Origin of the sequence: Chloroflexus sp. (assembly GCF_034432675.1) — a bacterium.
GTDB lineage: Bacteria > Chloroflexota > Chloroflexia > Chloroflexales > Chloroflexaceae > Chloroflexus.
In genome coordinates, this window is the sequence record NZ_DAOUBI010000235.1 from 1 (window position 1) to 15,053 (window position 15,053).

At 56.4% G+C, this 15,053-nt stretch carries 11 protein-coding genes and 2 tRNA genes; 4 read left to right on the forward strand and 9 right to left on the reverse strand.

Annotated features, from left to right (window positions below; genetic code table 11):
* Positions 1-94 precede the first annotated feature (94 nt).
* Together VAE55_RS17725 and VAE55_RS17730 are read right to left on the reverse strand one after the other, a co-directional pair.
* Positions 95-1,198 carry a dipeptide ABC transporter ATP-binding protein gene (locus tag VAE55_RS17725; protein WP_322817049.1) on the reverse strand — a complete coding sequence of 368 codons (1,104 nt, stop codon included), beginning with the start codon at positions 1,196-1,198 and terminating at the stop codon, positions 95-97.
* A gap of 15 nt (positions 1,199-1,213) precedes the next feature.
* Positions 1,214-2,230 carry an ABC transporter ATP-binding protein gene (locus tag VAE55_RS17730; protein ID WP_322817050.1) on the reverse strand — a complete coding sequence of 339 codons (1,017 nt, stop codon included), beginning with the start codon at positions 2,228-2,230 and terminating at the stop codon, positions 1,214-1,216.
* Between the two features lie 184 nt (positions 2,231-2,414).
* Between VAE55_RS17730 and VAE55_RS17735 the strand changes: the two genes are divergently transcribed.
* Positions 2,415-2,491 (forward strand) — tRNA-Ile (locus VAE55_RS17735).
* Positions 2,492-2,534: 43 nt separating this feature from the next.
* Positions 2,535-2,610: transfer RNA gene (locus VAE55_RS17740), tRNA-Ala, on the forward strand.
* Positions 2,611-2,676: 66 nt separating this feature from the next.
* Here the strand turns inward: VAE55_RS17740 and VAE55_RS17745 are convergent.
* From VAE55_RS17745 to VAE55_RS17770, 6 genes are all read right to left on the reverse strand, one after another.
* Entirely contained in the window at positions 2,677-3,339 is a 663-nt protein-coding gene (locus VAE55_RS17745) for an N-carbamoylsarcosine amidohydrolase (RefSeq protein ID WP_322817051.1), read from the reverse strand.
* Positions 3,340-4,287: 948 nt separating this feature from the next.
* Entirely contained in the window at positions 4,288-6,222 is a 1,935-nt protein-coding gene (locus VAE55_RS17750; RefSeq protein ID WP_322817052.1) for a hydantoinase B/oxoprolinase family protein, read from the reverse strand.
* A gap of 22 nt (positions 6,223-6,244) precedes the next feature.
* Entirely contained in the window at positions 6,245-8,290 is a 2,046-nt protein-coding gene (locus VAE55_RS17755; RefSeq protein ID WP_322817053.1) for a hydantoinase/oxoprolinase family protein, read from the reverse strand.
* A gap of 45 nt (positions 8,291-8,335) precedes the next feature.
* Positions 8,336-9,289 carry a hydroxymethylglutaryl-CoA lyase gene (locus VAE55_RS17760; RefSeq protein ID WP_322817054.1) on the reverse strand — a complete coding sequence of 318 codons (954 nt, stop codon included), beginning with the start codon at positions 9,287-9,289 and terminating at the stop codon, positions 8,336-8,338.
* Positions 9,289-10,497, reverse strand: a complete 1,209-nt coding sequence (locus VAE55_RS17765; protein WP_322817055.1) for a CoA transferase — start codon at positions 10,495-10,497, stop codon at positions 9,289-9,291. The genes VAE55_RS17760 and VAE55_RS17765 overlap by 1 nt, the downstream gene beginning before the upstream one ends.
* 8 nt (positions 10,498-10,505) lie before the next feature.
* Positions 10,506-11,207: a GntR family transcriptional regulator gene (locus VAE55_RS17770; protein WP_322817056.1), complete on the reverse strand. Its 702-nt coding sequence runs from the start codon at positions 11,205-11,207 to the stop codon at positions 10,506-10,508.
* 232 nt (positions 11,208-11,439) lie between these two features.
* On the opposite strand from VAE55_RS17770, the gene VAE55_RS17775 reads away from it, so the two are divergent.
* Entirely contained in the window at positions 11,440-12,450 is a 1,011-nt protein-coding gene (locus VAE55_RS17775) for a glycosyltransferase family 2 protein (protein ID WP_322817057.1), read from the forward strand.
* Positions 12,451-12,692: 242 nt separating this feature from the next.
* Here the strand turns inward: VAE55_RS17775 and VAE55_RS17780 are convergent, their stop codons facing one another.
* Complete coding sequence (locus tag VAE55_RS17780; protein ID WP_322817058.1) at positions 12,693-13,847, reverse strand: CRISPR-associated protein Csx3; 1,155 nt, start codon at positions 13,845-13,847, stop codon at positions 12,693-12,695.
* Between the two features lie 65 nt (positions 13,848-13,912).
* On the opposite strand from VAE55_RS17780, the gene VAE55_RS17785 reads away from it, so the two are divergent.
* A complete protein-coding gene (locus VAE55_RS17785) occupies positions 13,913-14,797 on the forward strand; it encodes a CRISPR-associated ring nuclease (RefSeq protein ID WP_322817059.1) in 885 nt (294 codons plus the stop codon).
* Positions 14,798-15,053: the final 256 nt, after the last annotated feature.

Below are 15,053 nucleotides of genomic sequence, written 5' to 3' on the forward strand. Positions count from 1 at the left end.
TGCCGCACTCCAAACGCTGCGACACGCGCATAACGAGCGGGTAAGGCAACCAATCCAGTGCGTGATGACACCGACGATGGTCGTCAATGCACGTTTAGTGCTCGTGCGAGATGCTCTTCACCTTGCTGGCATCGGCAGCAATGCGGGCAGCGACGGCCTCGGCTTGCTTGCGCGCCACTTCCGGCATCAGTGTGATGCTTTCGCGTGCACGCCAGCACGCGGCAAAATGGCCATTTCCGTAATCTACGAAGGGTGGTTCTTCTTCTTTGCACTTTTGAATGGCAATCGGGCAGCGGGTGTGAAAATGGCATCCCGGCGGCGGGTTAAGCGGACTGGGTACGTCACCCTCAAGAATGATCCGGCGTCGCTGCTTTTCCACTTTCGGGTCGGGAATTGGTACTGCCGAGAGCAGTGCCTGAGTGTATGGATGGAGTGGCATCGAATAGAGCTTTGGCCCTTCGGCCAGTTCAACCACCTTACCTAGGTACATCACCGCTACCCGGTCAGAGATATGGTTGACCACACTCAAATCGTGGGCGATGAAGAGATACGTCAGACCGAGTTTGTCCTGCAATTCTTCCAGCAGATTGACCACCTGAGCCTGGATCGAGACATCGAGTGCAGACACTGGCTCATCACAGACCACAAAGTCTGGCTCGACGGCCAGCGCACGGGCAATACCAATTCGTTGACGTTGTCCACCGGAGAACTCGTGTGGGTAGCGATTCGCGAAGGTGGGATTTAAGCCGACCAGATGCAGTAATTCTTCGACCCGTTCACGCACAGTGCGCCCTTCGCGTAGTTTGTGAACCCGGATCGGTTCGGCAATAATATCGCCAACCGTCATGCGCGGGTTGAGCGAGGCGTAGGGGTCTTGGAAGATCATCTGCACCCGACGCCGCATCTGGCGTAGCGCATTTCCCTTCAGTTTGGTCAGATCGGTACCTTCAAACAACACTTGACCACTGGTTGGTCGGTACAATTGCAGAATTGCACGTCCGGTTGTGCTCTTGCCACATCCCGACTCGCCGACCAGACCGAGCGTTTCGCCACGTTTGATCCTAAAACTCACCCCATCGACCGCCTTGACCGTACCAACCCGTCGTTGAAAGATGATCCCGCGCGTTACCGGAAAGTACATTCGGAGATCTTTGATCTCGATGAGGTATTCACCGGATGATTGTTTCAGCGTCGTCATGCCTCGCCTCGTCTATCAAGCCGCCACATTGGTGGTCATCGTTCGCGGAACAGGTGTCTCTAGCGTAATGTCGAAATGACAGGCCGCTCGATGATCGGTGCCAACGCTGCGTAATTCCGGCACGCTTGCCAGGCACTCCTCACGTGCATAATCACAGCGTGGACTGAAGGGGCAAATAGGGGGAAGGTCGATCAAATTGGGTGGAAGACCCCGAATGGGTGTCAGGCGACGACCACGCTCTTCATCGAGCCGCGGAATTGAACGGAGCAATCCAATCGTGTATGGCATCCGTGGATTGGCAAAGATCTCGCTCGTTGGTCCCTCTTCGACCACCTTACCGGCATACATTACCGTGACACGGTCGGTCATACCGGCGACCACGCCGAGATCGTGGGTGATCAGAATAACCGCTGTCTCAAGCTCTTCACGCAGGCGGTTGATCAACTCAAGGATTTGGGCCTGGATCGTCACATCGAGGGCAGTGGTAGGCTCGTCGGCAATGAGTAATTCAGGATTGCACGACAGCGCCATTGCAATCATCACCCGTTGCCGCATACCACCTGAAAACTGATGCGGATAATTGTCAAGGCGCTTGCTGGCCGAGGGAATCCCGACTATATCAAGCAACTCAATGGCCCGGTCACGTGCCTCTTTTTTGCTCAACTTGAGATGCAATTCAAGCGACTCGGTAATCTGACGCCCTACCGTCAAGACGGGATTGAGCGATGTCATGGGGTCTTGAAAGATCATCGCGATCCGATTCCCGCGGATGTGGCGCATCTCCTCTTCGCTGGTCTGGAGCAGGTCTTCGCCGTCAAATAAAATTTGCCCGCCGACAATCTTGCCCGGCGGACTGGGAATCAGGCGCATAATGGAGAGCGATGTAACCGACTTACCGCACCCCGACTCGCCCACGATGCCGAGGGTTTCGCCGCGATTGACATAAAAAGAAACACCGTCAACCGCTTTGACGATGCCGTCCTGCGTGTGAAAATAGGTGCGCAGGTCACGAACTTCTAGCAATGGAGCCATACATTAATCCTTTGTTACGGTGTCGCACTGAATTTCTGGCGAACGTGACCATGCCTCTGCGTTGTTATGTTTACCTTTTCCTGTGCGGATGTTGGGGATAGTACCACAAGAAACCGGTTACTGTCAAGGATTTCGCATGACTTGACATGATCCCCTGGCTGTGCTATACTCATCGGCGTTGTGAGGGCGTATAGCTCAGCAGGTTAGAGCGCAATCCTGATAAGATTGAGGTCGGTGGTTCGAGTCCACCTACGCCCACCAACCGAGAGAGAATAGAGAATGTCTCTCTATTCTCTCTTCTTTTGGGGCGATAGCTCAGTTGGTAGAGCATCTGCTTTGCACGCAGAAGGTCAGGGGTTCGAATCCCCTTCGCTCCACCACAATTCATCTCCCCCCTCCTGCTGTGCTGAAGGTCGTGGTTATGCCACGGCCTTTGGTTTTTCACTCTAACGCAGTGTATGCGCTCTAGCCGCAAACCGCTGCAAGTATGCCAGTACCTCGCTCACACTAACTACATCACCGTATTTACCATCGATGTCGAAGAGGTTGGCGAGGTGTGGTTCAGGGGCTCGATCACCGACACACTCACGGGGCACAATGACCCGAAATCCATGCTGCATGCCGTCAACTGCACTGGCCCGAATGCAGCCACTGGTCGAACAGCCGATCATGATCAGTGTGTCAATCCGTAATGCGGTTAACGTTGCGGCAAGATGGGTACCGAAGAAGGCGCTGGCATACTTCTTCTCGATCACCAGATCATCTGGTTGCGGCGCAAGTTCATCGACGATGGCGATAAGCGGTGATTCGTGGGTGAGCTGGCGGAGTGCCGGTACTTTCTGGACGAAAATACCACCATCACGGCCATCGTTGGCGTAAGCGACCGTGGTGTAGATGATGGGTATCGCCGCCGCACGAGCTGCTGCCAGCAATGGTTGACTGGCCTGTACCGCGTCCGGTACGCCGGGCGCAGCGTAGAGGGGCGATCCGGGCGTGGTGTAGGCTTTGATGAAGTCGATAACCAGTAAAGCCGGCGAGGTACCAAAGCCGACCCGTCCGGCTAGGCCGTGCCGGCGGTAGTCGGCGGTGAGATGATCGTAATCGGCCATGAGCAATATCCCCCTTCCGCCAGATACGGGCTATGCATTACCCACATGTCGCACAGAAGCCGGTGTGAAGCCTCATATCACATTGTCATGGATATGGTGCCATATGTCACGCACACTGTGTGACCATGCGATCCATGGCATCCTGCTGCGTTTGGTCAGGTTCAAGTGCTCCCCGTGGTGCGAGCCTTCCGTGGCGCGGGCTTCCAGCCCGTGTGCCCAACCTCCCCGCCACTGCCGTCAGGTGCTGGTCGTGGGCGATGCGCTGGTGCGCAGGCACGAACCTGGTGCAACCAAACGTCTACGCGCAGGTAACTCATTCATGCCTGACCGACTTGATGATCGTAACGAGCACATCCAGTACCTCCGTGACCAGGATGGGTAACAGCGTGCCACGCGCCGGATCGTGAGTACGGCTGCTGCGGCAGCCATGCTGCCGCACTCCAACTGTGCGACACGCGCATAACGAGCGGGTACGGCAATCCATCCAGCACGTGCTAGCACGGCTGGAGTGACGCGCTGCTACCGGCCCAAGAGCCGAGTAGGTGTTTGTTGGTGCCTCAAGCGCCTGGACGACAGGCGCACGATAGCACAGCATGATGACATACGTTCGCGTACCCTGCCCCACGCTCCGGCACGACGTTCCCTGCCGCCACCATGCTGCGCTCCGTCCATGATGCGCACAGCTCACGGTGCGACTGATCCCTGGCATGTTGCCCAAAACAGCACCTATGGCAATCATACCTGCTGATATGCACGTGGTTGACACCATAAATGTTGTGGGTAATGCATAGTCGCCAGATACGTGAGAGAGGGTGCAGGAAATAATTGCTTGAACCGGTTTGGAAGCTCTCTGTTTCTGCTGCCGAACAGCAGAGGCTGGGGTGACAGGCAGCGGGATGGTACTATCCCCTGGTGGATATCCTGTCACCCCCATAATTCTGGCAACTATCAGTCAGCAGTGACAGCCTGCTGCTGCGCCGACGCCATTCGCTCGCGGCGAGCGGCGCGAGCCATGGCCCAGCGTACCGGTTGCGGTTTGCGCGGTGCCGGGAGACCGGTTTCGGCTTCGGCATTGGCCAGCAATTCTTCCAGCGGTGGCCCGAAATCAAAGCCTTTAATTTCGCCACGTGCTGCTGCCAGTTCGTTGCGTTTGGTTTCGGTAGCCGCCTCGTCAATTGTGAGATCGTCGCGGAGGACAACGCCGTAATCGTTCAGTGCCTTCTCGCGGCTCACCAATCCGTAACGTACGTCGCGCTGAACCGCCTCTGGTGGCCGGGTGAGCGGATCTTTCCAGCCGCCACCACCGGCAGTCCGATACACCAGTTGATCCCCCGGCTCGACCGCGATCTGGTCGCACTTGCTGGGTAACACCTGGCGGGTACCGTCGGTGCGGATCAGCAGCTTGCTCGAACGACTCCCCGGCTTGCCACCGACGTTGCCCCATGGTGGCGTCAGCCAGCGGTCATCGTGGATCGAAATCTCACCCGGCTCAAGGAAGGTGTAAATCTTCTCGATCCCGTTCCCTCCGCGATGGAAACCGGCACCGCCTGAATCCATAATGCTGGTGTAGCGCTCGATACGGATCGGGTAGTAGCTCTCCAGATATTCGGTGGGAATGTTGGTGAACAACGGCCACCACGAGTGTCCGTCCATACCGTCGCCAATCGGACGACCGGGAATCCCACCGTAGTTGATTTCCATCAGATAGAAGAACTCACCATCCCTATCATAGCCTGAGTAGAGCAGGTAGGGTGAGGTACCATAACCGGCGGCGGTCGTGAATTCAGGTGCTCGTTTAGCCAGCGCACCGCCGAGCACATCGAACAGGCGTGTCAAGGCGTGGGTACGACAGCCGAGTGCTGCCGGGAATTCGGGCTGGATCAGGCTGCCCTTTGGCATGGTGACGTGCAGCAGCGGGTAAAAGCCGTCGTTGAACAGGATTTGCGGGTCGAAGACCATGATCAGGTAGACGCCGATGAACATCTTGAACATCGACTCGTTGAGGTAGAAGTTGATCGGCCCCATCGCCTGGGGATCGGTACCTGTCCAGTCGAAGTAGGCTTCGTGGCCTTCGCGCCAGATGGTCAGCTTCATCTTGAATGGCCCATTACCGAGACCGTCGTCGTCAACGTAATCTTCAAACGACTGTGGCTCTTCGGGCAGGTTGCGCACAATCAGCTCCTTCATCGCCCGATAGGTGCGGTCGAGGAGCGCCTGCGTAGCCGCCAGGTAGACATCTTTGCCGAAGCGATTGCACAGCTCGATCACGCGCTTCTCGGCGGTGCGGCAACTGGCAATAATCGCCATCAGGTCGGCGCGATTCATTTCAGGCTGGCGAACGTTGTTGAGCATAATGTCGAGGACTGCCCGGTTGAGCTTCCCGCGCTCGTAGATTTTGACCGGCGGCAGCCGCAAACCTTCGCCGAAGATAGTCGTCGCCGTGGTCGGCAGTGAGCCGGGCAATGGCCCGCCAACATCCTGGGCATGGCCGAACATGCTTGCCCAGCCGACCAGTTCCCGCTCATCGCCTTCGCCGTAGAAGATGGGCAGCATCACCAGCAAATCGTTGATGTGGCTGATAGCACCACCACAGAGGTATGGATCGGAGAGCAGAATAACATCGCCCGGTTCGATGGTCTGATCCCAGTTGTCGAGCAGGCCGGCGATGTACGAGCCGAATTGACCGACGACCATCCGCCCGTGCGGATCGGTGATCATCGGAAACTGATCGTGCTGTTCACGGATCACCGGACTCATTGCTGTGCGATAAAGCACAGCATCCATCTCATAGCGTGTATTCTTGAGCGCATTCTCGATAATATCGAGCGTCACCGGATCGATCTCGATCTGGGGGATCGTCGCAATTTTGAGATTGGTCGCCATAGATGCTCCTCGCTGTAGCAGTTTAACTGCGGTTGATCAGAAGGTTGAAGTAGCGATCAACGGTTGCCGTATGGCCGGGTAGTACCACCGTAGTGCTGTCAACCTCGGTAATAATCGCCGGCCCCTCGACCTGCATACCCGGACGTAGCTTGTTGCGGTCGTAGAGTTTTGCCGTAATCCATTCACCGTGGCGGTAGATTTGATGATCGCCGCTGTAAGCACTGCTGGCATCTGGGTCACCTGGTTCCGCTTCGGGCAGCTCAACTTTCGTCACGCGCCCAATCCCAACTGCGCGTAGGTTCACAATTTCCACATTGCTGTCGAGCATAAAACCGTAGGTACGGTCGTGTAGTTCGTTGAAGCGTTGTACCAGGATCGGGATCAGGTCTTGATCGAATTCGGCTTCGCTGACGGCAATCGGCATCTCGTAGCCCTGCCGGTAGTAGCGCATATCAATGAAGTAGCGAATCTCTTGGCGAGATGGCGAGATCGCCTCTTCACTCAGCATTGCCTGCGCTTCACGCCCCAGCTCGCGCAGCATACCGACCATCTCTTCCTGGTCAACCCGATCAACGGTGCGGATGTAGGTGCGGGCAAACTCATCGCGGTAATCGGCGCTCAGGTCTCCGAGGGCGCAGAGCAGACCGGGTGCGGGTGGCACAATCACCGGATAACAACCGAGCAGTTCGGCCAGGGCATTGCCGTGCAATGGCCCGGCGCCGCCGAAAGCCATCAACGCAAACTGGCGCGGATCAAACCCGCGCTGCACACTGACCAGGCGGAGGGCACCGAACATATTTTCGTTCACGATGCGCAGAATCCCTTCGGCTGCGGCCATCAGACTCAACCCGGTTGCATCGGCGATCTTTTGCACGGCAGCTCTGGCTGCGGCGACATCGAGCTGCATTGTCCCGCCGAGAATGCTCGGTGGCAAATACCCACAGACCAGATTGGCATCGGTCACCGTCGGTTCGGTACCGCCTTTTCCGTAGCAGGCCGGACCGGGCACGGCCCCAGCGCTCTGTGGTCCAACCCGCAACGCTCGCGTCAGGGCAGGCACGTGGGCAATCGAACCGCCACCGGCGCCGACCGAGCGTACATCAACCGAAGGAACTTTTACCGGAAAGTAGCCGAGCACGGTTTCGCGGGCGATATTGGGTTCCCCCATACAGAGCGAAACGTCGGTCGACGTACCACCCATATCGAAGGTCAGAATATTGGGATACCTGGCACGCAACGCGATATGCAACGCTCCGGCTACACCGCCGGAAGGACCGGAGAGAAGGGTATAGACCGGATTTTCTTCAGTCGTTTCGGCAGTCATCAAACCGGCATCAGAGCGCAGGATATTGAGTTTCGCCTGCACGCCCTGCTGGCGCAGATGCTGATCGAGATTGTGGACGTAGGTTTTGACCTTGGGTTTGACATACGCATTCATCGTTGCGGTGAGCGTGCGCTCGTACTCGCGAAACTCCGGCAATACATCGTAAGAGATGGTGACCGGGAGATTGGGAGCAATGCGTTGGGCAATCGCTTTCAGGCGACGCTCGTGGTCGGGGTTGGCATACGAATTGATCAGCGAGATGGTCAGCGACTCGATGCCGGAAGCGACCAGTTCGCGGATAACTGCTTCGGCTTGGGTTTCGTCAAGGGGGCGAACCACCTCACCACGGGCACTCATGCGTTCGTGAACCTCGCGGGTGTCGGCAAGGGTCGCCGGTGGTTCGGGCTTGATCATAATCATCCAGCCGGCAAGTGGGCCGGGAGTTTGTGAGCGGGCAAGATGCAGGATTTGCTTAAACCCTTCGGTGGTGATCAGCCCAACCCTTGCGCCTTTGCCTTCGAGAATGACATTGGTCGCGACGGTCGTACCATGCATAATCTGTGCTACCTGCGCCGGAGCAATTCCGGCTTGCTGGCAGATCGCCGCGATTCCTGACAGTACCGCCTCTGACGGATCGTGTGGTGTGGATGGGGTCTTGTAGCGCCAGTAGCGTCCGCTCTCCTCATCGAAGAGCATCAGATCGGTGAACGTTCCACCAACATCAACTCCAATGCGATAGCTCATGTCTCCATTCCTCCCGATAAAACCATGTACTCCCCAGACAGTAGCTTATGACAGGTGATGTGTCATTGACACCACTTGCGGATACACCGGTCCGGCCTTCCCAACCAGTGCCGGCAAGGGGCGGCCAAGTGTTGCACCGAGCCAATCGGATGCCGTAATGAGCGCCGAGAGATCGATCCCGGTTGGTACCCCAAGACCGTTGAAAAGATGCACCAGGTCCTCGCTGGCGATATTGCCTACTGCCCGCGGTGCGAAAGGGCAGCCGCCGATCCCACCGAGCGCAGCATCGAACGAACGAATACCGGCCTGCCAGGCGGCAAAAGCATTGGCATACCCGGTATTGCGCGTATTGTGCAGATGTAGCGTCACCGTGACATCCGGGATGCGCTGTAGAAGCATCCGACACAATGCTGCAACCTGCGTTGGCACCGCCATACCGGTCGTATCGGCTAGAATGATCTCGCCGGCACCAATATCGGCAGCGTGTTCGGCAATCGCGCAAACCCGTTCGGGCGAAACATAGCCTTCGAACGGACATCCGAAAGCGGCACCAATTGCTACCCCGAACGTGAGACCATTACGTCGAATATTGAGCGCGAAGCGACTGAATTCAATCAGCGACTCGGCAGTTGTGCGCTTGAAATTTGCCCGATTCAAACCATCGCTGGCCGCCAACACCAGCCGCACGTGGCGTAGTCCGACGGTAGCAGCCAGTTCATAACCGCGCTGATTGGGGACAAGTGCGGTGAAGCGGAAGAGATCATTCGTGGTACGGGCGGCCAGGTTATGACCACGCTCAATCAACATTCGTGCAATCTGATCAATTCCGGTCATTTGCGGCACCTGACGTGGGTTAACAAACGAACCGATCTCGATCCGTGGCACACCGGCTGCAAGCAAGCGCTCGATCAACTCAACCCGGGTTGCCGGCTCTAACACTTCAGGCTCGTTCTGCAACCCATCACGGGGTGCAACATCAACAATCGTTACTGCTTCCATCAAATCACCCGTTTCGCTTGAAGCATTGCCAGATCATCCTCCATCAGACCAAGCAGATCGGTAAAGATTTCGCGATTGTGTTGACCGAGCGCAGGACCGGTCCAGTCCACTCCGCCGGGTGTGGCCGACAGCCGCGGCACCACATTCTGCATCTTGATCTCACCCAAATCAGGGTCGGTGACGCCGATAATCGATTGGCGAGCGATAAAATGCGGATCGGAGAGCATCTCTCTCGCGGTGTAGATACGACCGGCAGGGACGCCGTACTCGTCCATTATGACCTGCAACTGGTCAGCGGTATAGTTAATCGTCCAGGCTGCAATCAGATCATCAAGTTCGGCCTGGTGCTCTCCCCGTGCCTGGTGGGTTGCGAAGCGCGGATCGGTAGCCAGTTTGGGCTGGCCCATAGCCTGAGCCAGGCGGGCGAAAATTGTATCGGCATTCGCCCCAATGACAAACCAGCTGCCATCGGACGTTGGGTAGATGTTTGAGGGGGCAACGTTAGGGAGAATGTTTCCGGTACGCTCACGGATATGGCCGGTCAATTGATATTCAGGGATCATACTCTCCATCAGGGCCAGTACACCTTCGTAGATACCAATATCAACTACCTGACCTTGTCCACTGCGTTGACGCTGATGCAGTGCAACCAGGGCACCCAGCGCGGCAAACGTAGCCGCCAGCGAGTCGCCGATACTGATCCCGATCCGGGTTGGTGGACGATCTGGAAAGCCCGTAATTGCCCGAATACCCCCCATAGCCTCGCCAATCGAACCGAAGCCGGCTTTATCGCGGTAAGGACCGGTCTGACCAAACCCGCTCACCCGGATCATGATCAGACCGGGATTGAGCGCGTGTAACTCTTCCCATCCCAGCCCCCACTCTTCAAGCGTACCGGGGCGAAAATTCTCCAGCACCATATCCACGTGGGGGACCAGGCGTTTGACTAAGGCCTGCCCTTCGGGTATGCGCAAATCAATCGTAATCGACTTCTTATTGCGGGCTAACACCGGCCACCAGAGCGTGCGCCCTTTGTAGCGGTGGCGACCCCATTCGCGCATCGGATCACCCTTGCCGGGAGGTTCGACCTTGATCACTTCAGCGCCGAAATCGGCCAGCAACTGACCACAGAACGGCCCGGCCAGAAACGCACCCAATTCCAGCACCCGAATATTATCGAGAGGTCGTGGTGGACGTTGGGAACTCATAATACCCTCTACTCCTCGCCAGAGTCGATAGCTTCCTCTACACTCCGGCTTTGCAACAGAACATCTCGACCATAAAAAATGTGTTCGCGCATCATTGCACGGGCGCGGTCACCATCACCGAGTCGCAGCGCATTGAGGATACTGCGGTGAAAGAAATTGGAAATTTGGCGCTGTTCAGGCTGATACCAGTAGAACGAGCGAAATTGCAAAGGAACCGCTACGATCTGGTTGAGCATCACAATCAGACGTTGATTCCCGGCCGCCTCGGCAATAGTCTGGTGAAAAATAGCATTGTGTTCAACCAGAAAATGCACTTCGTCCTGACGCCGCTCAAAGGTCAGCGTAAGTGACTGTTCAAGCGCGGTTGCTGCCATCTCCATCCGGGCAAGCTGTTCGGCGGTAATCCGCCGGGCAGCCAGATACGCTGCGTGCCCCTCGAGCAAGGCGCGTAAATCGTACATTTCGATCAAGTCATCAACGGTAAAACTCCGTGCCACAGCGCCGCGATTGGGAAAAATCTGCACCAGCCCTTCAGCGGCAGCACGCACCAACGCCTGCCGTACCGGAGTCCGACTCACGCCAAGGTCTTGCGCCAGCCGTTCTTCGATCAGGCGGGAGCCGGGAGGATAATGTCCCTCTATTAACAGTCGGCGCAGCCGCTGGTAGACCTGGTCGGCAGAAGTCTCTTCGTTTGTATACAATTTGTTCATTACAGCAGATTGTCGTAGGACACCGTAAAAGGCGAATGTTAATAGCGAGCAGAAATAGCCCGTCGTAATGGCGTAAAAGCTATGCTAAACAGTTATAATACCTATATTCTCGGAAGATTGTATACAATATAACAGGATCGCCGTGCCTTGTCAAGCGATGATCGCACACAAAACCGGTCGTTTGATTGGTATAATGCAGGATAGCACACAACCATCACAAACGAGCGTCGCTATGAGTCGTACCCGTCCACCCATTGCAGTTATCATCCCTACCTACCACGCACTACGCTTTCTTCCGGCATGCCTAAGCGCTATCCAGGCCCAGATACTTCCCCACGATGAGATCGTGCTGGTTGATAATCATTCGCGTGATCGGGCTGGGGATTGGGTACGCAGACATTTTCCGCTCGTCCGTGTCATTGCCTTGCCGTACAACGCCGGCTTTGCCGGTGGCGTCAATGCCGGCATTGCAACAACCCAAACCGATCTGATTATGCTCATCAACGACGATGCGTTGGCCGAGCCGGGTTGTGTTGATGCGCTCTGGGCAGCCCTGCGCCATCATCCGCAGGCGGGGTGGGCAGCGGGCGTGTTGACCTTCAGCCGCCGGCCACAGATCGTTGCCGGCGCCGGGATTCGGTTCCACGCCGATGGGATTGCTACCGACTATGCCCTTGGTATGGCTGTAACCCAACTGCCGACCAATCCTCAACCCATCTTCGGTGCCAGTGGCGGGCTGGCGCTTCTGCGGCGGACAATGATCGCTGACACCGGCCTGTTTGCCGATTTCTTCAGTTACCTGGAAGATGCCGATCTGGCCTGGCGTGCCCGTCTGCGAGGCTGGGAGTGCGTTCTGGCTCCTACCGCTCGTGCTCGCCATGTCTACTCGGCAACTGCCGGCGTGTTCAGCCCACTTAAACAGCGCCTGCTGGGCCGTAACCGATTGCGGATGGTGATCCGCTGCCTGCCTACGCCACTCCTGCTCGCCTGCTTGCCGTCCATCCTGATCTACGACGTGCTGGCGATTACCTATGCCATGCTGCGTCGGCAACCCGCCATGCTGGCTGGCAGACTCATGGCGCTGGCTGAATGGCCACAGCTTCTGCACCAGCGCCGACGCATTCAAGCGCGCCGCACCGCACCGCTCGGCGAACTGGCACGCTGGATCGAACCGCCGCTGGGTCTCGTCGGTACGTGGCGGGTGCGGCGGCAGTTGGCGGGGGAGGGAGGAGATAGGGGATAGGAGATAGGGGACAGGAGAGGGAAGATAGGAGAGAGATTAGAAGAGATGAGGGAGGGGAGAGGAGTATTGTTGAGGATGTTTTTGTTGCCGCGAGATGTTTTGGGGGTGGATGGCAAAGAGCGATAGGGCGTGCCGTGTGGCTCTGCACCGGCAGCATTTACGCTGGCGATGTAGCAGGTTGCCTGTTGGTGGATAGGACATACCTGTCATCACACGGCTTTACACGGCGTATGATCCACCTTCTAATCAAGCACAACCTGGATACTATTGCCGGGGCGATAATCCTCGCATCGACTAAAGATGATGACACTGTTAGGATTGAGTTGTGGCTGAATAACTGCCAGCCACGGATGTTCATGGTAGGTTACGATCAGGCTGGTGAGTAGCCAGAAAGGCAATTTACCGCTCACTACTACTCCCCGTTGTGGATCAAGCCGCGGTACCGTCAGGTCTGACAAATCATCGTAATCGAGATACGGTTCTAACAGGTGCGCTTTTAGCAGGGTATAATCCCGCTCTTCTCTGGTCTGCCAGCGAATAACATCAGCCACGGGTTGTGGCACACGCTGCAGGGATAGGGCCTGCGCCCAACCGAGCCGGGGATCGAAGAGGGAGAATGGCGCGGGGGCAGTGTGGCCTGCCAGTGCTGCATAGAGCCAGTTTGGGCCACGTCCATAAATAGCAAGGGGCGTTTTTGCCGGAATGCTGTCCAGAATCTGTCGAAGATCGGGTGGTATCCATCTCCGCTGCGTAGCCTCTGCCCACCTCTGCCTGGCAAGCCGGTCGAGATCAACCACGAGTTCCGCAGGCGCCCGTTGCAAATGCTGCTGTACCAGTTCAGCCTTTTCATAATGCATCAGGCGGGCAAGCCGGTTGGCCAATGCCTCTACTACCATCCCACCGGTCAGGACATTCCTTTCAAGACCACTAATCACCCCACGCAGCACCGGTTTTTCAACCTCAATCTGATCGCTCCCGTGCAATTCTGAGTGCAATTCTGCAACAATAATCAATCCATATTGCTCAACACGGTTACGCCATTCGTCCATTCCCTGCGAGTTGGCTGAAAGTACAATCGCGTGTGTACACCTCTGAATAATCCGTTCCTGATCGAGCGTAGGCCGTCCTCCTGCATCCACCAGCAGCGGCAAGTGGCGCTGTTCTATATCGCGACAAACCCGATCAACAAACGTCCGATCAAATGCCCCTTTCTGCCGTAACAAACGCACCTGATCGGGTGTTGACTCCTGGCTCCAGTCGCCTTCACCATCAGGACATGCACGCAAAACATAATGTTCGATGCCCCGCTGACGAAGGTACTGCGTGAGCAGGTACGTCAAAACGGATTTACCACTGTGAGGAGGGCCGCCGATCAGCACTGCGGGAAATGTGTTCATCTCTCCATCCAAACTCCAGAGAATGATGCTACAATAATTATCATTATTGCCGATATTTAATAGATATGCCAGACATTGTTTTACCAACAGAACCATCGGCTGTGCTTGTAGCCACCCTCGGTGGACAACCGCAAGTTGTTACCTTTGCTTTGGATGCGCTCCTCGCCCGTGGTGAACCCATTCAGGAAGTCTACATTCTTCATCTTGCACTCACCAACGAACGCACCCGTCAGGCTTGGCAGCGGCTACAACGAGAATTTGTCGATGATTACTACGCTGGTCGACGTTGTCGGCTGCGGCAAGTACCTATTGGTGCAAACGGTAGCGAATTAACCGACATTCGTACCACAACCGATGTCGAAATCGCCTTTCAGGCCATTCGCCAACTCATCGTTGATCTGAAAACGAACGGACGACGGCTCCATCTCTGCCTGAGTGGTGGTCGGCGTATGATGGCGCTCCTGGCAACCTCCATTGCAGCACTCTACTGTGACCACCAGGATCGACTCTGGCATATGCACACCCCCGAAACCACCTTACAGCGTGTCAAAGACGGTGCCCAGATGCACGTTCAGCCCGCAGATGGGGTATCACTGATTCAGATTCCGCTCACACCCTGGGGAGCCTACTTCCCCGGCCTCCGCCTGCTGGCCCAACTCGACTCTCGCTCGATCCAAGATCAGCTACAACGCTTCCTTAGTGACGATCCACGCTGTCAGCAGGTCTGGGATCGTCTCACAACCCGCCAGCGCGATGTCTTGCAGGCGTTTGCGAAGGGATTACGTCCGGATCAGGTTGCCGATCAGCTCTCGATCTCATTGAGCACCGTGAATTCCCACAAAACCACCATCCTGGCAGAATGCCGCATTGCCTGGAATATCTCCGCTGCAGAATCCCTCGACTACCGGTTTCTCCGCGATCACTTTGCCGGCTTTGTGGAACGAGTATAGCAGAGCGTGTGCGATGAATAATCACAAGGGGTGATGATTGTTTTTCAGTAGTAGTGGTGAGGTGGATGCAGGGTGGAAGGGGTAGTATGGAGGGTGAGGGGAAATCGCATCAGATGCCGTTTTCTACAAGGAGAGTATAGTGACAACTCAACCTACCATTCAGGATCGTTATAAGAGCGATCATTTGTTTTTGCTGGTGGGCACAAACCCGCTGCCGAATTTCGTAGCAGCAACATTGATGTTGAAATCGCAGGGA